This window comes from Peribacillus sp. NPDC101481 (genome assembly GCF_044767165.1).
Lineage (GTDB): Bacteria > Bacillota > Bacilli > Bacillales > DSM-1321 > Peribacillus.
In genome coordinates this window covers 1,027,509-1,051,074 of sequence record NZ_JBIWNJ010000002.1, presented here as the reverse complement: position 1 = coordinate 1,051,074, position 23,566 = coordinate 1,027,509, and the positions used below count along the sequence as shown (strand labels likewise).

The window sequence follows — 23,566 nt, the reverse complement described above, 5'->3', positions numbered from 1 at the left end:
TAAAATCACCTATTACCGAGCCAGCGTCGGAGTCTCGACTAGCCAAGCAATGGTTATTTTCATACATACAATAGAATACATGTTTTTCATTAAAATTGCAAGTCTTGTCTTTTATCCTTCAAGCTTTGCAAAATAGGCTATGGCATTTTGCTTATCCGTTTCGATCTGAGCGACCAATGCTTCAAGCCCGGAAAATTTCTGCTCACTCCGAAGTCTTATATGCCACTCAACCGAGACTTGATTGCCATAAATATCTCCCGAGAACTCCAAGGCATGAACCTCTACAGTCGGATATTTAGGTTTTTCTTCGTGGAATGTAGGTTTGTAACCGACATTGCAAACCCCTTTATACCATTTACCGCTTATTTTGATCCTGACAGCATATACGCCGGCAGCAGGAAAAATATAATCATCACCCACATCAATATTAGCGGTGGGGAAACCCAATTTCCTGCCCCGCTTTTCACCGTGAACGACATGACCTTTCGTTAAATAGCGGCGGCCAGCCAAATGATAAAAGTCGGTAAAGCTGCCGTTACCGAGAGTTTCCCTGATTCTCGTCGAGCTAACCTTTTCATCTTCAATTGTCTGTTTTGCGACGACTGTCTGTGAAAATCTGCCCTGTGCATAAACAGGCAAATCTTCCATCGATCCTTGACCATAGCGACCGTAGGAATAATCAAAGCCTGCAACTACGTGACGGACATTCAGCCCGGCAATGTATTCGTCCACGAACCGCTGCGGCAGAACCGAAGCAAATTCCTTGCTGAAATGGACAATGAATAAATAATCTATCTCCATCGACTCTATGATATCCACCTTATCTTCAAGTGGAGTGATATAGCGGATATTTTCCGTTTTCCTACCCAGTACTGCAGAAGGATGCGGGTCAAATGTCATTACTGCTGACTTAAGATTCATTTCATCGGCTTTTTGCTTGGCGGTCTGAATAACAATCTGATGACCTTTATGTATACCATCAAAAAATCCAAGCGCCATTACAAGCTCGGGAAAATCATCCGAATTAAATTGATGAGGATGCTCTATTGCGATCACTTTCACCTTTCAATCTCCTCTTTCCGACGGTAAAACGGTCTATAATTCTTGTGCCAATACTTTTACAGGTTTAATTAATCCCTCTTTTGTCGGATGTATTTGATAAATGGCAATGGCCTTATCTGCTGGGTCGACCATAACAAAAGGCATCCCTTTATCAACAACAACATCCTTTGTTTGTTCCAATACCGCACCGTTAAGTACTTTCTTTGCTACTTTATCACTAATCTGAAATTTGGGCAAATGAAATAATCCCCGTTCCAAAGGCAGCAGAAATTTATCCGTTTGTCCACTTTCCATGAAGTCTTCCACTTCAGCAAATGTGAAACAATCCTCCTGCTTAAAACCTGCTGATTCAATACGTGTCAAGTCTGACATATGGGCAGGAAAACCCAATTCTTCCCCCATCATGACTGCAAGCGTCCGAATATACGTTCCTTTGCTGCATTTGACGCGAAACCGAAAAGAGATGGTTTCCCCTTTAAATTCAGAACGATCATCGAGAAGACTAATATCATAAATGGTGACCTCCCTTGTCGGCCTCTCCACTTCCACCCCTGCACGGGCATATTCATATAACTTCTTCCCGTTTACCTTTACTGCTGAATACATGGGCGGCGTCTGTTCAATCTTTCCAGTCAGTGATTCCAGCACTTCCAGAATCCGTTTACGCTGAATCACTTGATCAACCTTTTTCTCTTCCACTTTTTCACCGCTTGCGTCTTCAGTTGTCGTGGAAAAACCAAGGGTCACTTCCCCTTCATACGCTTTACCGGCTTCTGTCAAATATTCGGCTATTTTGGTTGCCCTGCCAATACAAATAGGTAAAACCCCTGTTACATCAGGATCTAAAGTACCTGTGTGCCCAACTTTTTTAGTCTTTAGGATCTTTCTTAATTTAAAAACACAATCATGGGATGTCAATCCCTTGGGTTTCCATAATGGAAGAATACCGTTCACGCTTTCACCTCATCATTTATAAAACACCCTAAATTACTATCATAAAGCAAAATGAATTCCAATTTCGATAGGTGTTTTTCGCTTTTTTACATATCCATTTTTCAAAAAAAAGAGACCGACTTCAAGAAGTGCAAAGCACTTATTGAGTCGGCCTCCTTTTACTGCTTGCTTATTCCTCGTCTTTTTCAGCCGGTTTATTGATTTGGGAAATCAACGACTCGATACGATTACCATAATCGACCGATTCATCAAATTCAAAAAACAGCTCAGGGGTTTTGCGAAGGCGGATCCGCTGCCCAATTTCTGAACGCATGAATCCTTTCGCCTTAGCTAGACCTTGCAGGGTTTTCTCCCTTTGTTCCTGGTCACCCAAAACGGAAATATAAACTGTTGCCTGTTGTAAATCGCCTGTAACCGCGACATCCGTCACAGTAACAAATCCGATTCTTGGATCTTTAATTTTTCGGCCGATAATTTCACTCAGCTCTTTTTTCATTTGTTCGCCAACACGATTTGAACGAAGGCTCATAATATCACCTCGATAGCCTAAAGCCAGTCTATATCTGTTATTGTTCGCTCTAGTTCCGGAAAAGAATCTAGAAATTTAAGGGCATTTTGAAGTTCCCGTTCAGTAGCCTTCCGTGAGGATGTTACGGTAACGATAGTAATCGTTGTCCGCTGCCATAAATCCTGAAAATCGGTTTCTGCTACAGAAATATTGAACTTCTGCTTAAGCCGTGTCATGACACGCTGAAGCACGGCCCGTTTTTCTTTCAAAGAATGGGTGTCATGGATGATGCATTCACATTGGACAGAGCCAACGATCATTTACGTTCAATCTCTTCCATAACATACGCTTCAATTACATCGCCTTCTTTAAGGTCGTTGTAATTTTTAATCGTAATACCGCACTCATAGTTCGTTGCCACTTCTTTTACATCATCTTTAAAGCGTTTCAATGCATCAATTTCACCTTCGAAAATGACGACACCTTGACGAATTAAGCGAATTCCGCTGTCACGAGTGATTTTTCCTTCTGTAACGTAAGAACCGGCAATCGTACCAACCTTGGATACTTTGAAAGTCGTACGTACTTCAGCCTGACCGATAATTTTTTCTTCGAATTCAGGGTCAAGCATCCCTTTCATAGCTGACTCGATCTCTTCGATCGCTTTATAGATGATGCGGTGAAGGCGGACATCAACATTTTCTGATTCAGCTGCACGCTTCGCATTCACGTCAGGACGGACGTTGAATCCGATGACGATTGCATTCGAAGCTGTAGCAAGGATGATGTCAGACTCTGTGATAGCACCGACGCCAGTGTGTATGATTTTTACTTTAGCGCCTTCCACTTCTATTTTATTCAGGGAAGCGGCTACTGCTTCCGCAGAACCTTGAACATCAGCCTTTAAAATGATGTTCAATTCTTTAATTTCCCCTTCTTTCATTTGTTCGAACAATGTATCCAGGGTTACACGGGATTTTTCATTACGTTGTGAAGCAAGTTGCCTTTGTGCACGCACTTCCCCAACTTGACGGGCTGTTTTCTCATCTTCAAAGACGATGAAACGATCGCCGGCCTGTGGCACTTCGTTCAATCCTGTGATTTCAACCGGTGTTGATGGACCTGCATCCTTAACACGGCGTCCAAGATCGTTAACCATAGCACGGACACGTCCGAATGTATTACCGATAACAATCGGATCGCCGATTTTCAACGTTCCGTTTTGAACTAGCAAAGTGGCAACCGATCCGCGCCCTTTATCCAGACGTGCTTCGATGACAGTTCCATTTGCTTTACGAGATGGATTAGCTTTATACTCTTCCACTTCACTGACAAGAAGAATCATTTCAAGCAAGCTGTCGATGCCTTCACCGTTTTTAGCTGAAATTGGTACGAAGATCGTATCTCCTCCCCATGCTTCAGAAACTAAACCGTGCTCTGTCAATTCTTGCATGACACGGTCCGGATTGGCAGCTTCTTTATCCATCTTATTGACAGCGACGATGATTGGAACTTCTGCCGCTTTAGCATGATTGATCGCTTCAATCGTTTGAGGCATAACGCCATCATCCGCAGCGACGACAAGGATGGTGATATCGGTAACTTGTGCACCGCGGGCACGCATTGTTGTAAACGCAGCATGGCCTGGTGTATCCAGGAATGTTATTTTCTTATCGTTAACTTTAACTTGATAAGCACCGATATGCTGAGTGATTCCGCCTGCTTCGCCTTCAGTCACTTTTGTATGGCGTATAGAATCAAGCAATGTCGTTTTACCATGGTCGACGTGACCCATGATCGTCACGACAGCCGGACGTTCAATCAAATCTTCAGAAGCGTCCTCAGTTACAAGTGATTCCAGGTCTGTTAGGTCGATACGAATCTCTTCTTCGGCCACTACACCGTATTCCGCACAAATCAATTCAATTGCATCTTTATCCAAAGTCTGGTTGATTGTTGCCATAACACCAAGCATAAAGAGTTTTTTAATGATTTCAGAAGGTTCACGGTGAAGTTTTTTTCCAAGTTCCATAACCGTCAAAGACTCATAAAACGTAATTTTCTCCGGAAGTTCCCTTTCTTTACGTTTTGTTACAGGTGCCTGAGGCGCTTGTTGTCTTTGTTTATTATTTTTATTCTTGTTATTGCGACCTTTGTTGAACTGACCTGTTGGTTTTTTCGTCCCTACAGGTTTAACTGGTGGTTTCTTCTTCAGTTTTTCTTTATTGACTGTGCTCTTTTCATCCGCCTCAGCTTCGTACTTCGCAACCGTAGCGTTAGCTTTTGGTTCTTGGCTTTTATCTTCGTTTTTAGGTTTGATTGAATCGTTTAATTTATTTACAGTTGAATCGTCTAATGCTGTCATATGGTTTGTTACCTCTATATTCATTTCTTTAAGTTTATTTATTACATCCTTGCTTGAAACGTTCTTTTGTTTTGCATATTCATATACACGCAATTTTGTCATACGTTCACCCCCGTAAAATTTAATCGAGCAGCGTTCGGAGTTTTTGTGCAAAACCTTCATCCAGAACTGCGACGGCAACTCTAGCATCCTTGCCTATCGCATGGCCGAGCAATGACCTGCTTTCGACTCTTTTTAAAGGAACCTGATAAAATGCGCACTTATCAGATATTTTTTTTTCAGTGTTTTTTGAAGCGTCCGCGGATAAAATAACAACTTTGGCATTACCGCTTCTAATCTCTTTAACCACTAATTCTTCACCCGAAATTAGCTTGCGTGCTCGATTGGCCAAACCTAATAGAGACATCCATTGTTGTTGTTGGGTCATGGTGTTAGTTTTTCTCCTTATTCACTAATTCAAGCAATTGTTCATAAAGGGAAGAATCGATTTGGGTACTAAGGTGATTAGCCAGCACATTTTTCTTTTTGGCCAGCTCGATAACATCCCGATCAAGAGTCAAATAAGCTCCCCTTCCAGATTTCTTTCCGGTAGGATCAAGGCTGACTTCCCCTTCTTTAGATCGAACGATGCGAATGAGTTCTTTCTTCGGCTTCATTTCGCCTGTAGCCACACATTTACGCATCGGGATTTTTTTTCGGCTATTCATCTTTTTTCACCTCGAATTACTCGTTATCCTCTTCGAAATCTGTTTCCTCTTCAGTAACATAACTATCTCTGCTCAAAAGGAATTCCTGTTCTTCCACAGGATAAATACCTGCTTCGCGGGCTTCCGTTTCACTCTTGATATCAATTTTCCAGCCTGTAAGCTTGGCAGCTAAACGGGCATTCTGTCCACGCTTACCAATTGCCAGGGAAAGTTGATAATCCGGAACGATTACAGTCGTCGCCTTTTCCTCTTCTTTAACAATAACTTCAAGTACTTTTGAAGGGCTTAAAGCATTCGCAACGAAAATGACCGGATTCTCCGACCATTTAACGATATCGATTTTTTCACCTTTCAATTCATTGACGATGGCCTGGACACGCTGTCCTTTTTGGCCTACACAAGAACCGACTGGATCTACTTCTTCGTTATCGGAGTGCACGGAGATTTTTGAACGGTCGCCTGCTTCGCGGGCAACTGACTTAATTTCTACTGTTCCATCAAAAATTTCAGGCACTTCGATTTCGAATAAACGTTTTAAAAGGCCAGGATGTGAACGGGATACAAAAATTTGCGGGCCCTTGGAAGTCTTTTCAACTTTAGTGATGAAAACTTTAATGCGATCATGTGGCTTATACTGTTCATTCGGCATTTGCTCATTCACCGGGAGCAAAGCTTCGATTTTACCTAGGCTCACATAAATGAATCGGGAATCCTGGCGTTGAACGATACCAGTCATGATATCCTCTTCACGATCGATGAATTCGGCATAAATGATGCCCCGTTCCGCTTCACGCACCCTTTGAGTGACGACTTGTTTTGCTGTTTGTGCAGCAATACGGCCGAAATCCTTAGGTGTTACTTCCATTTCGACAATATCCTCTAACTGATAGTTGGGATCAATTGCTCTTGCTTCTTCAACAGAAATTTCCAGACGTGAATCGAACACTTCGTCAACAACGTCTTTTCTGGCAAATACACGCATAGTCCCTTTACCAAGATTCAAGTCGATACGAACATTTTGTGCTTGGTTAAAGTTACGGCGATATGCCGATATAAGGGCAGATTCAATCGCGTCGATCAAAACCTCCCTGGAAATTCCTTTTTCGTTTTCTAAAATATAGAGAGCATCCAATAACTCATTGCCCATGGTGATCCCCCTTACGGATATTTAAATTAATGATTTGCTTGACTTAAGCGAAGGTAATCGCCAATCTTGCTTTCGCTACCTTTTCGAATGGTATGACGATCGTTTTCTTTCTTGTCTTGATTCTGACTTCGAGTGTCACTTCTTCACCATCGAAACTGGTTAAGATTCCTTCGAATTCTTTTTCATCTAAAATGGGCTCGTATGTTTTTATGTAAACATTTTTACCGATAGCATTAAGGAAATCCTTCTCTTTTTTCAGAGGCCTTTCAGCTCCGGGTGATGAAACTTCGAGAAAATAATTTTGTGGAATCGGATCAACCTCATCAAGCTTTTCACTGAGTTTTTCACTCACATTTCCGCAATCATCAATATCTACGCCTGTTTCTTTATCAATGTACACTCGAAGGAACCAGCTTTTACCTTCCTTCACATACTCCACTTCGACTAATTCAAGCTGCAATTCTTCAAGAACTGGTAATGCTAATTCCTCTACGACTTCCGTTACCTTTTTACTCATTTGTTTCCTCCATACGTGCGTTGTATGCGCTTGGTTTCGGATTCAAAATTAAATGGTCAATACAACACGAAAGAGTGGGTTTCCCCACTCTTTCCATTGGTTCCTCTTAGTATTTCCAATAAAAATATACCATAATCAAGATATTTATGCAAATATCATGTCTGTTTCTTCCTTTTTGAAATCAGTTTCCCCTTTAAAATAATGATAACTGATTTTGTTCAGGCAATGATTCCAGACAGCCTTGTTTATCAAGGTATTCAAGGATGGTCTTCGAAACCTTCCCACGTTGCTGAAGATCTTCTTTGGAGAGGAATTCACCATTTTTCCGTGCATTGACAATATTGATCGCCGCATTCGTCCCAAGACCCGGTATCGAATTGAAAGGCGGTATCAAAGTATTTCCTTCAATTAAGAATTGATCTGCACTGGATTTGTACAAGTCAACTTTAGCGAAGGAATATCCGCGTTCACACATTTCCAAAGCAAGTTCGAGAACCGTCAATGTATTCTTTTCCTTGGTGGATGCATCCAATCCCTTTACCATGATTTCTTCCATTTTTGCTTTGATGGCCTGCGATCCCCGTGTCATGGCGTCGATTTCAAAATCATCGGCACGCACTGTGAAATAGGCTGCATAATACAATAAAGGCAGATGGACTTTAAAATAGGCAATCCGGACAGCCATCAAGACGTAAGCTGCAGCATGGGCTTTCGGGAACATGTATTTAATCTTCTTACATGAATCGATATACCATTCCGGTACCTCATTTTTCCTCATTTCCTCTTCGAATTCCTCAGAGAGCCCTTTCCCTTTACGAACAGATTCCATGATTTTAAACGCCAGGGAAGGATCAAGACCTTGATAAATCAAATAGACCATAATATCATCCCGGCAGCCTATAACCTCACTTAGTGTACATATCCGGTTGTGAATCAGTTCCTGTGCATTGCTCAGCCATACATCCGTACCGTGGGAAAGCCCCGAAATCTGAACAAGTTCGGAAAATGTCGTAGGTTTCGTATCTTCAAGCATTTGCCGGACAAAACGCGTACCAAATTCCGGGATGCCAAGCGTACCCGTTTTACACATGATCTGTTCCTCGGTAACTCCTAAAGATTCAGTGCTGCTGAATATTTTCATTACTTCCGGATCATCGGTAGGAACGGTCTTTGGATCGATGCCGCTTAAATCTTGAAGCATCCGGATTACAGTCGGATCATCGTGTCCAAGTATATCAAGTTTCAAAATATTATCGTGAATGGAATGGAAATCAAAGTGAGTAGTTTTCCACTCGGAATTCCTGTCATCCGCAGGGAACTGAATAGGTGTGAAATCATAGATATCCATATAATCCGGAACAACGATGATTCCGCCCGGATGCTGTCCTGTCGTCCGTTTCACACCAGTACAGCCGGCAACAAGGCGATCAGTCTCGGCTCCACGCATATGGATGTTATTATCGGAGGAATACCCCTTTACATATCCATAAGCCGTTTTTTCGGCGACCGTACCAATCGTCCCTGCACGATATACATATTCTTCACCGAATAAGACCTTCGTATAGTTATGGGCCTTCGGCTGATATTCACCGGAGAAGTTCAAGTCGATATCGGGAACCTTATCCCCTTTAAACCCAAGGAAAGTTTCAAACGGGATATCATGCCCGTCTTTTGTATAAGCAATGCCACAATCGGGACAGTCTTTATCGGGCAGGTCAAACCCGGAACCTACAGAACCGTCATTGAAGAATTCGGATTTCTTGCACTCCGGACATACATAATGCGGCGGAAGCGGATTTACCTCTGTAATTTCAGTCATGGTGGCAACGAAAGATGATCCAACCGATCCCCTTGAACCAACTAGATAACCATCATTCAATGATTTTTTAACAAGTTTGTGAGAAATTAAATAAATAACGGCAAAACCGTGGCCAATGATGCTTTTCAATTCTTTTTCAAGACGGGCTTCCACGATTTCAGGCAGGTTCTCTCCATAAATCTTCCTTGCCATGCCATAACTCATTTCACGCATTTCTTCATCTGCACCTTCAATTTTAGGTGTGTATAGCTCATCCTTGATTGGCTTGATTTCTTCAATCATATCAGCGATTTTATTCGTGTTGGTCACCACGACCTCTTTGGCTTTCTCGGAACCGAGGAAGGAGAATTCCCGCAGCATTTCATCTGTTGTCCGAAAATGTACGTCAGGCAGCTTATGACGATTCAGCGGATTGGCGCCGCCTTGTGAATTCACAAGGATTTTGCGGTAAATTTTATCATTCGGCTCCAAATAATGCACATTTCCCGTGGCTACGACTGGCTTATCCAATTTTTCACCAAGCTTGACGATATTGGAGATGATCGTTTCTAATGATTTATCATCCCGTACATATTCAAGCTCAATCAAATGCTGATACACTTCCTTCGGATGAATTTCAAGATAATCGTAGAATTCGGCGATATCGACGACTTCCTCAAAACCCTTCTGCATCATCCCTTCAAAAACTTCCCCTTTATCGCAACCCGATCCCACCAAGATTCCTTCACGATACTTTTTAAGTTGTGAGCGCGGTAACCGGGGCACACGATAGAAATAATCGATGTGTGATATTGAAATTAATTTGAATAGGTTTTTTAACCCAGCCTGTGTTTGCGCGATCAGTGTACAATGTGACGGCCGGGAACGCTGATAAGCATTTCCTTTACCCATATTGTCATTAAGTTGATCATGATGGGTAATCTCCTTTTCCATTGCATCCTTCAGCATCTTCAGCATAAGGTAACCAGTAGCTTCGGCGTCATAAATGGCCCTATGATGCTGGGTCAAATCAATATCGAACTTTTTACATAATGTATTTAACCGGTGATTTTTAAACTCTGGATATAGGAAACGGGCAAGTTCCAATGTATCAAGAACTGGATTGGAAGCTTTAGGATAACCCAAGTTTTTATAACCTATATTCAAAAAGCCCATATCGAAGGCTGCGTTGTGGGCAACCAGGATTGCATCGCCTGCCCAGTCCTTGAACTTTTCCAGTACTTCCGAGACTTCTGGAGCATTTTGTACAAGATCATCAGTTATTCCAGTCAATTCTATCGTCGTATTTGATAGTGGGTGATGCGGATTCGCAAATGACTCGAATCGATCAATGATGTCACCGCCACGAATTTTCACTGCAGCAAATTCAATGATCGTATCATAAACAGCTGACAGGCCTGTCGTCTCTACGTCAAACACAACATAGGTGGCATCTGCCAAAGCGATATGCGCCTCATTATAAACAATTGGTACACCATCATTTACAAGATTCACTTCTACGCCATAAAGGATTTTGATACCATTCTTTTTCCCGGCACTATAAGCTTCAGGAAATGATTGTGCTCCCGCATGATCTGTAATGGCCACAGCCTTATGTCCCCACTTTGCAGCCTGGGCAACAAGCGCAGAAGTAGGTGTCACTGCATCCATCGAGCTCATTGGGGTATGCATATGCAGTTCGACACGCTTTTCCTCTTCTGGAGCCTTATCCTGCCGTCCTTGTTTAGAAATTTCATTTATATCATTTGCGATCATTACAAGGTCACGTACGAATGTATCATTTTGAATGCTGCCTTGGGCACGTACCCACATCCCTTTTTTCACTCGGGCAAGTATGGCGGCATCTTCTTTATCACGCGAAAACATTTTGACCAATATCGAGCTCGTATAATCGGTGACTTTAAAGGTCAGCAGGCTTCGTCCGCTGCGTAACTCACGCACTTCTGCATCAAATACGAAGCCTTCGATGGCAATCCTGCGCTCTTCATCGATAATCTGTTCGATTCTGCGGAAATCCGCATCTTCTTTAATCGTATAGCCAATTTTAACCGGTCCTTCGTAGACGCCATCGTCGCCGCCTTTTTCCGATTCTTTCTTCTGCATTTCCACTAGGGCGGCAAGTCCCTTTTCCGCGTCTTCCTTTTGTTTCTCTTCTAAAAACTTCTGGTAATCAGGATTCGAAACCGTTTCCTTCACTTCCGCTTCAAGTGTCAACGGAGGAAAACCGAATGTTTGGTAGATATTCGAAATGATGCCGGAGTATTTGCGTTTTAACTGACCAGCCTCCGTATCATTTCGGGCGCTTACGATAAGCTTATATCCATTCACCGTTGGCACTTGTTCATTCAGAAGTGATAAAAGTGCTGGAGACATGCCTTCAAGCTCGCCAATGCAGTTTTTCCAATACTCTATCACCAATTGTTCCGTCACCTGCGGATTGGCCACATTCAAGTTGAATGTGACCTTTGCAATATGGGAAAACGTACTTGCTAGATGAGTAGCAAGTCTTGTATGAACACTGCAAGGAATTAATGCAGGTATATTAAAGGCAAAATGCCATGTTTTGGACTCCCTCTCGATCGAGAGTTTATCAATTTCGGCACCTATGAAATAATTCACAAAGGCATCCTCAGTCAAGTCCATTTGCTGGAGCAAGAGTTGAAATCTCTCTCTACCGCTATTTGGATTTTGATCCATTCCCTCTCTCCCCTATCTTCTATCTCTTTAGATATTATTCACTATCATTTTCGTTTTGATATCAGAGGCTATTATAACATATCATGAATGTTTCACTAGTATCCAAATCCATGAAAAGGAAAGGCATCATCCAATTGAATGATGCCTAATACCCCTATTTTTAAATTACCCCAGTATTTCGTGAAGCTTTTGAGTTAATTCAGCTCTTTCAATTTCAAGAACCTCACCCGTTTTACGGATTTTCACTTCGACGATTCCGTCGGATGCCTTTTTACCTACAGTCACCCTGACAGGAAGACCGATCAAGTCGGAGTCTGCGAATTTCACGCCCGCACGTTCTTGACGATCATCCATTAGAACTTCCATGCCTTGTGCCTTTAACTCATTATATAAATCTTCTCCCAGGGCAGCCTGAGACTCATCCTTCATATTGATTGGTATCAAATGGACTTGGTATGGCGCTAAATTCGCTGGCCAGACCAATCCTTTTTCATCGTTGAATTGTTCAGCAACAGCTGCAAGTGTACGGGAAACCCCAATACCATAACATCCCATGATCATTGGCTGCGACCGTCCATTTTCATCTAGGAATGTCGCATTCATAGCTTCGGAATATTTAGTTCCTAGTTTGAATACGTGGCCTACCTCAATCCCTTTGGCAAATTTAATTTTTCCGTTTCCGTCCGGTGATGGGTCACCCTCTTGGATGAAACGTAGATCTATATAATTAGCCACGTTAAAATCACGAGCGGGATTTACGTTCACATAATGGTGGTCTTCCTCATTTGCACCACAAACTCCATTAACCATGGCTTCGACGGCAAAATCCGCAATCACTTCAACCTCGGAAGTGACATTGATTGGTCCGAGAGATCCAATTGTACATCCTAAGACTTCCTTCGTCTCATTTGGATCGACCAAATCAACGATTGAAGCGTTATAGAAATTCTTCAGCTTAATATCATTGACCTCATGATCTCCTCGTACCAAAACAAGCACATACTTTTCATCCACTTTAAACAATAACGATTTTATTAGTTTCTCTGCATCGGTATTCAAGAATGATGCAACTTCTTCAATCGATTTTTGGCCAGGTGTATGAATTTTTTCAAGTGCAATTTGTTCTTCGGAGCTTTTTTCATAGTTTACACTCACAGGTGCCATTTCAATATTAGCTGCATAATCGGAAGTATCCGAATATGCGATGGTATCCTCCCCTATGTCAGACAGGACCATGAATTCATGTGTATCTTTACCACCCATCGCCCCAGAATCGGCAATGACGGCACGGAAGTTCAACCCACAACGGCTAAATATATTGGAATATGCCGCATATAAATTTTTATAAACAGCATCCAGGCTTTCTTGATTAGCATGGAAAGAATAAGCATCCTTCATGATGAACTCACGTCCACGCAGCAATCCGAAACGCGGTCTTTTTTCATCACGGAATTTGGTTTGGATTTGGTAAACCGTTAATGGAAGACGCTTGTAGGACTTCACCTCATCACGAACTAAGCTGGTTATCACTTCTTCATGTGTGGCACCAAGCGCAAATTCACGGTTGTTACGATCCTTAAGACGCATCAACTCTGGACCATAGGTATACCAGCGTCCAGATTCCTGCCAGAATTCGGCTTGTTGTAAAGCCGGCATCAACAATTCTACTGCACCAGCATTCTCCAGCTCTTCCCGAACGATCGCCTCAACCTTTTGAAGCACCTTTTTTCCAAGCGGCATAAAACTATAAACACCGCTGGAGTTTTGTCTCATAAATCCTGCACGTAATAGCAGCTGATGGCTTTTGATTTCAGCATCTGCAGGCACTTCCCTCAATGTAGGGATCAACGTCATACTTTGTTTCATATCTGCACCTCTTCAATATTTCCTATAAATTACTTGCAGCTACGGTAATTTTAATACCGCAACATTAATACGGTCATTTCATACAAAAAAGACTTTCCGCGTTATTCAGAAAAGCTAATTTAATATACTCATTCTCGATTATACTTACGATTTCCCTAGAAAACAAACAATTTCCCCAAAACGGTTAAAAAACTAGGAAATCCTTCAGATAAGAAAACGGCCAACAGATAATTCTGCTGGCCTGTTTTGCGTTATCCAAACATGTCTTACAGGAAGAAGCGCTGGATGTCATTCCAGGTAACGACAATCATCAATAACATCAACAAAGCAAAGCCGATGAAGTGGACCATTCCTTCTTTTTGACGATCGATCGGTTTCCCTCTCAAGAATTCGACCACAAAGAATAACAGTCTTCCTCCATCCAATGCCGGTAGCGGAAGCAGGTTCATGATTCCCAGGTTAATGCTGAGCAGCCCTGCCCATTTCATTAACGTGAATAAACCTTGTTTCGCCACTTCCTCAGTTGATTTATATATTCCTACAGGACCAGATAAACTGTCGATCGTAAACCCACCCGTTACGAGGTCACCAAGGATGATGAAGATTTGTTTTGTCCAAAAATACGTTTCTGTAAAACCATATTGTATAGCTTTAATCGGTGCTTTTTCAACTGGAGGGTAGACACCGATAATCCCGATTTTCTTCCCTTCCCTCTCCACTTCTTGCGGAACAACCGGAACTTCTAATGTTTTCCCGTCCCTATCAACGACGAACTCGATCTCTTGCCCAGGGTTCTTTTGAATGCTTTCCTGAACATCTCCCCAAGTGGAGACTTCCGTCCCTTCTATGGATTGAATGACATCCCCCGATTTTAAACCGGCATTTACTGCCGAGCCGTCCGGTGTCAATTCACCAAGTTTCGCTTCATCCACCACGACTCCTTGAAACAGGCCGATCAATACAAAAATGACAAAAGCCAAAACGAAATTCATTGCCGGTCCAGCCACAATCGTTAGAAAACGGTGCCCAAGCGACTTTGAGGCAAATTGCCGGTCAAAAGGAGCTATCTGGTTCTCTACACCATTTTCAACAATCACCGCTTCTTTATGAATGGCAAACGTTTTTAATGTTTCTTCCTCGCCCTCTTCATAACCAGTAAGGATCAGTTTATGATCAAGGTCGATCACTTCAACTTCCACAAGACGAATATCAGGATATTTATCTTTATTGTTCAAAATGATTTTTGTAACATTCTCTTCATTATCAAACATTAATCCCACTCGATAGCCGGGCTTCAATTCTATATTCTCTGCATCTTCACCAGCCATACGGACGTACCCGCCAAGAGGAAGCAATCGAATGGTATAAACGGTTTCCTTCTTTTTATATGTGAATACTTTTGGCCCGAAACCGATTGCGAACTCACGGCATAAAATTCCTGCTCGCTTAGCAAACACTAAGTGCCCAAGCTCATGGAAAAATACTAGAGCTCCAAAAATGATGATGAACGCTATAATCGTTTCTAAAGTCTGCATGTTCCGGTCACCTATCTTTCACTAAAGATTCTATATACTGCCTTGTCATATAATCGACTTCCTGAATCGTTTCTAAATCTGGAAGGGCTATGACGGAATGCTGATTCAGCGCTTTTTCAATCAATGTTTCAATATCAAGGAAGGTTACCTTTCCAGATAAGAATGCAGATACTGCGGCTTCATTGGCGGCATTCAGCACAGTAGTCATCGTTCCGCCCATTTTACCCGCTTTATAAGCGAATTGCAAACAAGGATATCTGGTGAAATCCATATCGCTAAAATGCAGTTTGCCTGCTTCAGCAAGGTTAAGCCGTTTGCGCCCTGCCAGCGGAATACGGTCTGGATAAGTAAGCGCATATTGTATAGGCACCCTCATATCCGGTGTCCCCAGTTGTGCTATCACGCTGGAGTCATGAAACTCAACCATGGAATGGATGATGCTCTCCTTATGTAGCAATACATCAATTTTATCGTAGGGGAGATCGAATAGCCAGTGGGCCTCAATTACTTCCAATCCTTTATTCATCATTGATGCCGAATCGATCGTGATTTTGGCTCCCATTGACCAGTTCGGATGGTTCAATGCCTCTTCCACCGTTACATCCTTCAATTCTTCCCTGGTTCGATCTCGAAAACTGCCTCCTGAAGCAGTAATGACAAGTCGTTCTATATTTTTTTCCTTTTCACCTTGCAATGCCTGAAAAATAGCGGAATGCTCACTGTCAACCGGCAGCAGTCTAACCCCCGCTTTTTTTGCTTCACTTATGACCAAATGACCTGCCGTCACCAAAGTCTCCTTGTTGGCGATCGCAATATCCTTTTTAGCCTTTATTGCTTGAAGTGTAGGATATAGACCCACGCTTCCGATTACAGCATTGACCAATATCGTCGCTTGACCATAAACGGCAACAGCAGTCAAACCCTCATCACCATACATGAACTCGATATCTTTGCGGCTGGAGAATTCACTTTTCAAAACATGATAATCTTCTTCCGTCTGGACTGAAACCAGTTTCGGTTCAAACTCTTTTATATAAGTCCTGACCAATTCTATATTCTTTCCAGCAGAAAGCGCCACGATCTTGAATTGATCTGGATGGGACCTTACTACATCCGCTGTTTGTTGACCAATCGATCCTGTCGCGCCCAAAAGGCTGATATTTTTCAAATTGTTCATCTCCTAATTCAGATAACACTTGCCTATATTTATATTATAAAACGTGCAATAAATGCAGAATCGGTAAAATGAATATCACGCTATCAAGCCTGTCCAAAATCCCACCATGTCCCGGGAGAAGCGTTCCTGAATCCTTGACGCCATAATGACGTTTATACGCCGATTGGACGAGATCGCCCAATTGGCCGAATACCCCAATGATTAATGAAATCAATAATAATTGTAATAACGTGTAATCCAGGCTGGAGAAGGCGTAAAATAGAACCCCCACTACCATCGCGGAAAATAACCCGCCGATAAACCCTTCCACCGTCTTGTTTGGACTTATTTCTGGCCATAGCTTTCTTTTACCAAGTGATTTACCTATGAAGTATGCCCCGGAATCGGTTGCCCAGATCGTAAATAGGGTAAGCAGGATATAGATCAGCCCCAACCCCAATGAGTCACGTGTTTCAAATAGGTAATAGAAGCCTATCCCCAAGTATAGGATTGAAATCACTAGAAAGCCTGCGTCATCAAAAGTAAAACGGTTTTTTGAAACGACTGTATAAAGCAATAGCAGCAAAACCCCGATTAAAAAGACTTGAACTTTATCGTAATTTATTTCTGCTAAAAAAGCAGTATGCTCATTAGGCAATAAAAGCACCCACAATAATATGTAGGAAAGAAATGCTTCAAAAGACAGTACACGTAACTTTTTCATTTTCATCAGTTCATACAAACCAATTGACCCTAACAGATATACCGTCAGTAAAAAGGGAGTGCCCCCTAAAATGACTAGTGGAATGAAGATAGCGGCAACTACGACCGCCGTAATAATTCGTTGTTTCATTATTCCATTTTCCTCGCCTTCTACATTAAACGCCACCGAATCTTCGTGAACGCTTTTGATACTCCTCAACTGCCTGTAATAAATGCTCTTCACTAAAATCCGGCCATAGCACCTCAGTAAACCACAGCTCAGTATAAGCCGACTGCCAAAGCATGAAATTACTTAAACGGATTTCACCGCTTGTACGGATCAGTAAATCAGGATCCGACAAATGTTTGGTCATCAGGTAACTGGATAGCATTTCCTCAGTTACATTTTCCTTTATTATACCATTCTTAGCATCTTCAATGATGCTATTCACTGCAGATACAATCTCCCCACGGCTTCCATAGTTCAGGGCAAAATTCAGAATCATCCCATCATTGTCTTTCGTGTCCTCCATGGCCCGTTTAACGGCACCTTGAGTATGTGACGGAATGAGTGACAAGTCCCCTATCGTTTCAACTCTTACATTTTCTGAAATGAGCTCTGGTAAAAATGTCCCCAGAAATTCCTGGGGAAGCTTCATCAAAAAGTCGACTTCACTTTTCGGACGTTTCCAATTTTCAGTGGAAAACGCATAGACTGTCAAAGTTTTGACCCCTAATTTATTGGCAACTTTCGTAATTCTACGAACGGTTTTCATTCCTTCATGATGCCCCGCCACACGTGGCAATGCACGCTTTTTGGCCCAACGGCCGTTTCCATCCATAATGATGGCGATATGCTGAGGAACATCAAACTGTTTAATATGCTGAATCCTATTTGTTACATCGGAAGAAGCATCTTTTTTAACGAAACGCTTCCAAAGTGAATACATATGTTAGTCCCCCATCAGGTTGTACTTATCTCTCTACAAAGGCAAAGTTTTCGTGCACTATGTATATCAAGCTTTCTGCCGCTTAAAAAGAATCTATATTATAATATCAAAAAAAAACTGGTTCTCATATTATTTATATGAAAATTATTTCTTCATTAGAAGCTAGAAAGGGAGAAATCATTACTTCTTTTTTTCTAAAACCGGTTATGATTACCATGAAAAATGCAAAAAAAGGACCACCTCCAACGTTTGCATGCAACATACTAACTCAAGGAGTAATCATTATCGGAGAAACCTTATTATAACAGTTTTCTCCTTTAAGCACACCTATATGTTAGAACCAAGACATGACCCAGTATGGATTCGGCCCTCTTTATTTAATCAATTCTTCAGTGGGAATTATACTTCCATAATTTCTTTTTCTTTATCTTTTGTAATTTCATCAATTTTCGTGATGTTGCCATCTGTCATCTTTTGGATGTCATCTGCATAGCCACGTAAATCATCTTCAGTGATTTCACCACTTTTTTCAAGCTTTTTCAAATCATCATTAGCATCGCGACGAACATTACGGACAGCTATTTTCGCTTCTTCCGCTTCTTTTTTAACGACTTTCACAAGCTCTTTTCTGCGCTCTTCCGTTAGAGCTGGGATGGCAATCCTGATGACCGAACCATCATTTGAAGGATTTAATCCCAAGTCTGATTTCAAAATCGCCTTTTCGATTTCACCCAAAACCGTTTTATCATATGGTTGAATGACTAATAGTCTAGCTTCCGGGACAGAAATTCCTGCCACCTGATTGACTGGTGTCGGCGATCCATAATAATCGATCGAGATTCTATCAAGCAATGAGGCATTTGCCCTTCCGGCACGGATGCTTGCTAATTCACGTGTGTATGCTCCAATGGCTTTTTCCATTTTCGTTTTCGCATTCGAAATAACTTGTTTCGGCATCTTTTATTTCCCCCTTACAATAGTACCAAGCGTTTCGCCTAATACGGCCCGTTTAATATTACCTTTTTCCATGATCGAGAAGACGATCAATGGAATATCATTGTCCATGCATAGTGAGGACGCAGTTGAATCCATTACTTCTAACCCTTCTTTAATCACATCAAGGTAGGAAAGTTTATCATACTTCACCGCATTTTTGTCCTTAACCGGATCTGCATTGTATACGCCATCCACATTATTCTTCGCCATCAAGATGACATCAGCTTCAATTTCAGCAGCACGCAGGGCGGCAGTGGTATCCGTTGAGAAGTATGGATTACCTGTACCAGCTGCAAAAATCACCACTCTCTTTTTCTCTAGATGCCTGATAGCACGGCGTCTAATGTATGGCTCAGCGACTTGCCTCATCTCAATGGAAGTTTGCACGCGCGTTTCAATTCCAAGCTGATCAAGGCTGTCTTGTAATGCCAATGAGTTCATGACTGTAGCCAGCATCCCCATATAATCGGCATTAGCACGATCCATGCCCATTTCACTGCCTATTTTCCCGCGCCAAATGTTTCCGCCGCCGACAACAACAGCCACTTCTACATCAAGCTCAGCCACTTCCTTGACTTGTTCAGCAATAGATTTAATTACTGCAGGGTTAATTCCAAATCCTTCTTCACCGGCTAATGCTTCGCCACTTAGTTTTAAAACGACACGTTTATATTTAGCGTTACTCATGAGAACCTCCAACTATGTAATCTTTTCATTCGTTCATCATGCTTTCTTGCAATACTACCAAAAATTCATGACATTTCAAAAAATAGGGAACACCAGAGTGTTCCCCATTATTAATTATCTGACAATTAGTCTTTTTTAACTTGGTTCATTACTTCTTCAGCAAAGTTTTCTTGACGTTTTTCAAGACCTTCCCCTACTTCATAACGAACGAATGATAGGATTTTTCCGCCTTTTGATTCAACGAATTGTCCCACTTTTTGATCTGGGTTCTTAACGAAAGCTTGTTCGTTTACGCAGATTTCTTCGTAGAATTTATTGATACGTCCTTCAACCATTTTTGCAACGATTTTTTCAGGTTTGCCTTCATTAAGCGCTTGTTGAGTAAGAACTTCGCGTTCGCGTTCTAATTCGCTAGCATCTACTTGGTCGCGAGAGATATATTTAGGGTTGATTGCAGCGATATGCATTGAAACGCCTTTAGCTGCCTCTTCGTCAGTTGTACCTTCAAGAACTGATAGCACGCTGATACGTCCACCCATGTGAAGGTATGCACCAAATGCGTCGTTATCTGTTTTAGAAACAACTTGGAAACGGCGTAGAGTTAATTTCTCCCCAATTTTAGCAACTGCAGCATTGATATGATCTGCTACTTTTACTCCATTTTCCATTGTTTGCTCAAGAGCAGCTTCAACGCTTTCAGGTTTGTTAGCAAGAAGGAATCCAGCCAATTCTTTAACAAGAGTTTGGAATCCTTCGTTTTTAGCAACGAAATCAGTTTCTGAATTCACTTCAAGGATTACCGCTTGGTTTCCTTCCACAACGATTGAAGTTAGACCTTCAGCAGCAATACGGTCGCCTTTATTAGCAGCTTTTGCAATTCCTTTTTCACGTAGGAAATCGATTGCCTTTTCCATATCGCCTTCTGTTTGTACAAGTGCCTTTTTACAGTCCATCATACCGGCACCAGTTTTTTCACGCAATTCTTTAACTAATTGTGCAGTGATTGCCATAATATATATCCTCCTCAAATTAAATGCAGTTTATTCAATCTTTACCCATTATTGCCAAAAAATACTTGTTATCATCAAACAAAATAACGAGTCTTGACAATACTTCTGAAAAAACATCCACTTACTCAGTCAATATGACGGAACATTTTCATCCCTGAAAAATCGCCCATACCTTTTTAAAAAGTCATTACGTACAGTGATTTTATGTATGCTTATTTAGTGCAAAAAAAAGGGATAAAAGGCATTATCCTCTTATCACCTTTTTTCTTACTGAATAAGCAACCTTTTTTACTTATTAAGCAGTAGTTGTTTCAGTTGCTGTTTCTTCGCCTTGTTTAGCTTCTAAGATAGCATCTGCCATTTTACCTGTTAATAATTTAACAGCACGGATTGCATCGTCATTCGCAGGAATAACTACATCGATTTCATCCGGATCACAGTTTGTATCAACGATACCAACAAGTGGAATGTGTAATTTGTGTGCTTCCGCAACAGCGATACGCTCTTTGCGAGGGTCGATAACGAAGATCGCATCTGGAAGAGTCTTCATATCTTTAATACCGCCTAAGAATTTCTCTAAGCGATCCCATTCTTTTTTAAGTTGGATAACTTCTTTTTTAGGAAGTACTTCGAAAGTTCCGTTTTCTTCCATTTTTTCGATATCTTTAAGACGAGTGATACGTTTTTGGATTGTTTCAAAGTTTGTTAAAGTTCCACCTAACCAACGTTGGTTTACATAGTACATACCAGAACGGATAGCTTCTTCTTTAACAGATTCTTGAGCTTGTTTTTTAGTTCCAACGAAAAGAACAGTACCACCGTTAGCAGCTAGTTCTTTCACGAAGTTATAAGCTTCTTCAACCTTTTTAACTGTTTTTTGAAGGTCGATGATGTAGATGCCGTTACGCTCAGTGAAGATATATTTCTTCATTTTTGGGTTCCAGCGACGTGTTTGGTGTCCGAAATGTACACCAGCTTCAAGCAATTGTTTCATAGAAATGACTGACATTTTAGTTCCTCCTAAATGGTTTTGTTTTTCCTCCGCACCGATCATTTTCATACAGAAACTGTCATAACAGCACCATCTGCAAGAATCACGGGGCGTGTGTATTAACACCATTTCATAATATATCATAATGGCACTGCACAATCAAGAGATAACTTTATCTATTCATGCGAAACTTTAGTAAAAGCTCTATCTCGGTTTGACCGCAACCTAACTTTTTTGCGATTTCCTCTACTGAATGTCCTTGATCCGCTAACATATCCACTTTTGCATTTAATGATCGTTCATTTAACGAAGCCTGCAGCATGTCCGAAAATTCCATGCCAGCCGGCTTCCCTTCGTTTTTTGGAGAAGCGACTGCCGATGAAAGCTCCAATTTGTCCTCGACTTTTACTGGTAAAGCATTGGTTTCATTTTTTCCAGGCATAATTTTATAGGCGTTGATTGCCTGCTTTCTAGCACCGGCACGGCTTCCCTCTTTATACTCTAGCAGCATGTTTTGTTCCTGTTTTTCTTCTTTATCTTCCTTTGTTTCTTTGATCGAGCCATGTACTTGACCTTTTTGACCATGCTCGTGATTCATTGCCACCGAATTGGTGAATGCCTTTACCAATGCCTCATTATCCTCTTTCATCTCCATTAAATAACCAGACAAAAGTTGTTCCATTTCTCCAATGATGGCTTTTTGGTCTTTTTCCAACTTACTTAAACGATTTTGCCGAAGATATAAAACGATGATGGCGAAAATGGTGAATATGTTTAATACAAACAACAGAAATATAAAAAATGCTGTCATGTTGCCTCCTAATTAACCGAAATAGTCTATCTGTTGCTTTGCTCTTATTGACTAAGTACAGTTCGTACATTCTGTGATTTCGAAGCATTTATTGATGCGGGTACCTTATCAATTCTTTCAAGCTTGCAGGGGGCTTCTTCGTTCAATTGGGATTTTATGCTTCCCAAACTCCGTAGCCCTCTTCATTAAACTATCATGATTAATTTTTTTGATCTTGCATCGTGTTTCTTAATTTATATATCGCTTTTGAATGAATTTGGGATATCCGGGACGTAGATAGGCTCATCACTTGCCCGATTTCGGTCAATGTTAGTTCTTCTTTATAAAAAAGCTGTAAAACCAACTGTTCTTTTTCATTAAGGGTTTCTATGACTTTGGCTAATTCAACATACAATTCATCCCTTAACACATGTTCCTCGGGTAAATCCGCCTTTTCATCTTTAATATGAAAATTCGCGCTTTCTTTATCGTCTTCTTGGGGATTTTCATCCATTGATAGTACATTGGCAAAGAAGTTCTCATTTAATGCAGCATATACTTCATCTTCCGGAATATTCAATTCAGCGGCAATCTCGTTTGGCGAAAGGTTCCTCATGTATTGCTGCTCCAGCTTTTCTATTGCAGCTTCAATTTTCTTGGCTTTATCTCTTGCGCTCCGCGGAAGCCAATCCTCTTTTCTTAATCCATCTAAAATAGCACCACGTATTCTAAATGATGCATATGTGTCAAACTTCAGGTCACGCTTCGTGTCAAAACGTTCCAGGGCATCGAATAACCCCATCATTCCTAAACTCCTTATATCATCCCGGCTCACATTTTTAGGAAGACTTACTGAAATACGTTGAACATGATACGATACGAGAGGTATGTATTTCTTCACCAAAATGTCCCCGGCTAGCGGATCTCTGCGATCCACCCAATTCTTCCAACATAACTGCTCTTCTTCGATGGTCAGATGAGACATTGGACATCCTCCTAACATTGTTATACGATTTGTGATCGATACGGCCCCTAAAGCCATAAATGCAATAATAATTCGATTGCAAGTGTACCTGTCATATTTTTGGCTTTTCAAAAGCCAAATCC

The 23,566-nt window shown here is 41.4% G+C and carries 21 protein-coding genes; all 21 read right to left on the bottom strand.

What is annotated here, in order from left to right:
* Positions 1–111 precede the first annotated feature (111 nt).
* Positions 112–1,062, bottom strand: coding sequence for a bifunctional riboflavin kinase/FAD synthetase (ribF, locus tag ACIROD_RS15145; protein WP_101224682.1), 951 nt, complete (start codon positions 1,060–1,062; stop codon positions 112–114).
* A gap of 33 nt (positions 1,063–1,095) precedes the next feature.
* Positions 1,096–2,016, bottom strand: a complete 921-nt coding sequence (truB, locus tag ACIROD_RS15140) for a tRNA pseudouridine(55) synthase TruB (RefSeq protein WP_101224681.1) — start codon at positions 2,014–2,016, stop codon at positions 1,096–1,098.
* A 169-nt stretch (positions 2,017–2,185) separates the two neighbouring features.
* On the bottom strand, positions 2,186–2,545 hold the full coding sequence (rbfA, locus tag ACIROD_RS15135) for a 30S ribosome-binding factor RbfA (protein ID WP_101224680.1): 360 nt from the start codon (positions 2,543–2,545) through the stop codon (positions 2,186–2,188).
* A gap of 17 nt (positions 2,546–2,562) precedes the next feature.
* A complete protein-coding gene (locus ACIROD_RS15130; protein WP_101224679.1) occupies positions 2,563–2,844 on the bottom strand; it encodes a DUF503 domain-containing protein in 282 nt (93 codons plus the stop codon).
* Positions 2,841–4,991 (bottom strand): translation initiation factor IF-2, encoded by a 2,151-nt coding sequence (infB, locus tag ACIROD_RS15125; protein WP_101224678.1) that lies wholly within the window; start codon positions 4,989–4,991, stop codon positions 2,841–2,843. Before infB ends, ACIROD_RS15130 begins: the two co-directional genes overlap by 4 nt.
* 19 nt (positions 4,992–5,010) lie before the next feature.
* Positions 5,011–5,316, bottom strand: coding sequence for a YlxQ family RNA-binding protein (locus tag ACIROD_RS15120; protein WP_034313614.1), 306 nt, complete (start codon positions 5,314–5,316; stop codon positions 5,011–5,013).
* A gap of 4 nt (positions 5,317–5,320) precedes the next feature.
* Positions 5,321–5,596 carry an RNase P modulator RnpM gene (gene rnpM, locus ACIROD_RS15115; protein ID WP_061462443.1) on the bottom strand — a complete coding sequence of 92 codons (276 nt, stop codon included), beginning with the start codon at positions 5,594–5,596 and terminating at the stop codon, positions 5,321–5,323.
* A gap of 16 nt (positions 5,597–5,612) precedes the next feature.
* A complete protein-coding gene (nusA, locus tag ACIROD_RS15110) occupies positions 5,613–6,743 on the bottom strand; it encodes a transcription termination factor NusA (protein WP_076366463.1) in 1,131 nt (376 codons plus the stop codon).
* 43 nt (positions 6,744–6,786) lie between these two features.
* The gene (gene rimP, locus ACIROD_RS15105) at positions 6,787–7,260 is read right to left on the bottom strand and encodes a ribosome maturation factor RimP (RefSeq protein WP_101224677.1); all 474 of its coding nucleotides are present in this window, start codon (positions 7,258–7,260) and stop codon (positions 6,787–6,789) included.
* Between the two features lie 193 nt (positions 7,261–7,453).
* Complete coding sequence (locus ACIROD_RS15100; protein WP_402941853.1) at positions 7,454–11,776, bottom strand: PolC-type DNA polymerase III; 4,323 nt, start codon at positions 11,774–11,776, stop codon at positions 7,454–7,456.
* Between the two features lie 165 nt (positions 11,777–11,941).
* Complete coding sequence (locus ACIROD_RS15095) at positions 11,942–13,642, bottom strand: proline--tRNA ligase (RefSeq protein ID WP_101224675.1); 1,701 nt, start codon at positions 13,640–13,642, stop codon at positions 11,942–11,944.
* A 266-nt stretch (positions 13,643–13,908) separates the two neighbouring features.
* Positions 13,909–15,177, bottom strand: a complete 1,269-nt coding sequence (gene rseP / locus ACIROD_RS15090) for an RIP metalloprotease RseP (protein ID WP_101224674.1) — start codon at positions 15,175–15,177, stop codon at positions 13,909–13,911.
* Positions 15,178–15,184: 7 nt separating this feature from the next.
* Positions 15,185–16,345, bottom strand: a complete 1,161-nt coding sequence (dxr, locus tag ACIROD_RS15085; protein WP_402941851.1) for a 1-deoxy-D-xylulose-5-phosphate reductoisomerase — start codon at positions 16,343–16,345, stop codon at positions 15,185–15,187.
* Positions 16,346–16,388: 43 nt separating this feature from the next.
* Positions 16,389–17,186 carry a phosphatidate cytidylyltransferase gene (locus ACIROD_RS15080; RefSeq protein WP_260357096.1) on the bottom strand — a complete coding sequence of 266 codons (798 nt, stop codon included), beginning with the start codon at positions 17,184–17,186 and terminating at the stop codon, positions 16,389–16,391.
* A gap of 25 nt (positions 17,187–17,211) precedes the next feature.
* Positions 17,212–17,985, bottom strand: coding sequence for an undecaprenyl pyrophosphate synthase (locus ACIROD_RS15075; protein WP_101224672.1), 774 nt, complete (start codon positions 17,983–17,985; stop codon positions 17,212–17,214).
* Positions 17,986–18,384: 399 nt separating this feature from the next.
* Complete coding sequence (gene frr, locus ACIROD_RS15070) at positions 18,385–18,942, bottom strand: ribosome recycling factor (protein ID WP_101224671.1); 558 nt, start codon at positions 18,940–18,942, stop codon at positions 18,385–18,387.
* A gap of 3 nt (positions 18,943–18,945) precedes the next feature.
* Complete coding sequence (pyrH, locus tag ACIROD_RS15065; protein ID WP_034313639.1) at positions 18,946–19,668, bottom strand: UMP kinase; 723 nt, start codon at positions 19,666–19,668, stop codon at positions 18,946–18,948.
* A 125-nt stretch (positions 19,669–19,793) separates the two neighbouring features.
* Positions 19,794–20,678, bottom strand: a complete 885-nt coding sequence (gene tsf, locus ACIROD_RS15060; protein WP_101224670.1) for a translation elongation factor Ts — start codon at positions 20,676–20,678, stop codon at positions 19,794–19,796.
* 295 nt (positions 20,679–20,973) lie between these two features.
* On the bottom strand, positions 20,974–21,687 hold the full coding sequence (rpsB, locus tag ACIROD_RS15055; RefSeq protein WP_053345349.1) for a 30S ribosomal protein S2: 714 nt from the start codon (positions 21,685–21,687) through the stop codon (positions 20,974–20,976).
* Positions 21,688–21,841: 154 nt separating this feature from the next.
* Complete coding sequence (locus tag ACIROD_RS15050) at positions 21,842–22,480, bottom strand: hypothetical protein (RefSeq protein WP_402941848.1); 639 nt, start codon at positions 22,478–22,480, stop codon at positions 21,842–21,844.
* 199 nt (positions 22,481–22,679) lie between these two features.
* Positions 22,680–23,444, bottom strand: coding sequence for a FliA/WhiG family RNA polymerase sigma factor (locus ACIROD_RS15045; protein ID WP_101224668.1), 765 nt, complete (start codon positions 23,442–23,444; stop codon positions 22,680–22,682).
* Between the last annotated feature and the right edge of the window lie 122 nt (positions 23,445–23,566).

What these genes read in the sequence shown, in the direction of transcription:
- rbfA (WP_101224680.1), bottom strand. Translation starts at nt 2,545, where the DNA reads ATGAGCCTTCGTTCAAATCGTGTTGGCGAACAAATGAAAAAAGAGCTG.
- ACIROD_RS15130 (WP_101224679.1), bottom strand. Translation starts at nt 2,844, where the DNA reads ATGATCGTTGGCTCTGTCCAATGTGAATGCATCATCCATGACACCCAT.
- infB (WP_101224678.1), bottom strand. Translation starts at nt 4,991, where the DNA reads ATGACAAAATTGCGTGTATATGAATATGCAAAACAAAAGAACGTTTCA.
- ACIROD_RS15120 (WP_034313614.1), bottom strand. Translation starts at nt 5,316, where the DNA reads ATGACCCAACAACAACAATGGATGTCTCTATTAGGTTTGGCCAATCGA.
- rnpM (WP_061462443.1), bottom strand. Translation starts at nt 5,596, where the DNA reads ATGAATAGCCGAAAAAAAATCCCGATGCGTAAATGTGTGGCTACAGGC.
- nusA (WP_076366463.1), bottom strand. Translation starts at nt 6,743, where the DNA reads ATGGGCAATGAGTTATTGGATGCTCTCTATATTTTAGAAAACGAAAAA.
- rimP (WP_101224677.1), bottom strand. Translation starts at nt 7,260, where the DNA reads ATGAGTAAAAAGGTAACGGAAGTCGTAGAGGAATTAGCATTACCAGTT.
- ACIROD_RS15100 (WP_402941853.1), bottom strand. Translation starts at nt 11,776, where the DNA reads ATGGATCAAAATCCAAATAGCGGTAGAGAGAGATTTCAACTCTTGCTC.
- ACIROD_RS15095 (WP_101224675.1), bottom strand. Translation starts at nt 13,642, where the DNA reads ATGAAACAAAGTATGACGTTGATCCCTACATTGAGGGAAGTGCCTGCA.
- rseP (WP_101224674.1), bottom strand. Translation starts at nt 15,177, where the DNA reads ATGCAGACTTTAGAAACGATTATAGCGTTCATCATCATTTTTGGAGCT.
- ACIROD_RS15080 (WP_260357096.1), bottom strand. Translation starts at nt 17,186, where the DNA reads ATGAAACAACGAATTATTACGGCGGTCGTAGTTGCCGCTATCTTCATT.
- ACIROD_RS15075 (WP_101224672.1), bottom strand. Translation starts at nt 17,985, where the DNA reads ATGTATTCACTTTGGAAGCGTTTCGTTAAAAAAGATGCTTCTTCCGAT.
- frr (WP_101224671.1), bottom strand. Translation starts at nt 18,942, where the DNA reads ATGCCGAAACAAGTTATTTCGAATGCGAAAACGAAAATGGAAAAAGCC.
- pyrH (WP_034313639.1), bottom strand. Translation starts at nt 19,668, where the DNA reads ATGAGTAACGCTAAATATAAACGTGTCGTTTTAAAACTAAGTGGCGAA.
- tsf (WP_101224670.1), bottom strand. Translation starts at nt 20,678, where the DNA reads ATGGCAATCACTGCACAATTAGTTAAAGAATTGCGTGAAAAAACTGGT.
- rpsB (WP_053345349.1), bottom strand. Translation starts at nt 21,687, where the DNA reads ATGTCAGTCATTTCTATGAAACAATTGCTTGAAGCTGGTGTACATTTC.
- ACIROD_RS15050 (WP_402941848.1), bottom strand. Translation starts at nt 22,480, where the DNA reads ATGACAGCATTTTTTATATTTCTGTTGTTTGTATTAAACATATTCACC.
- ACIROD_RS15045 (WP_101224668.1), bottom strand. Translation starts at nt 23,444, where the DNA reads ATGTCTCATCTGACCATCGAAGAAGAGCAGTTATGTTGGAAGAATTGG.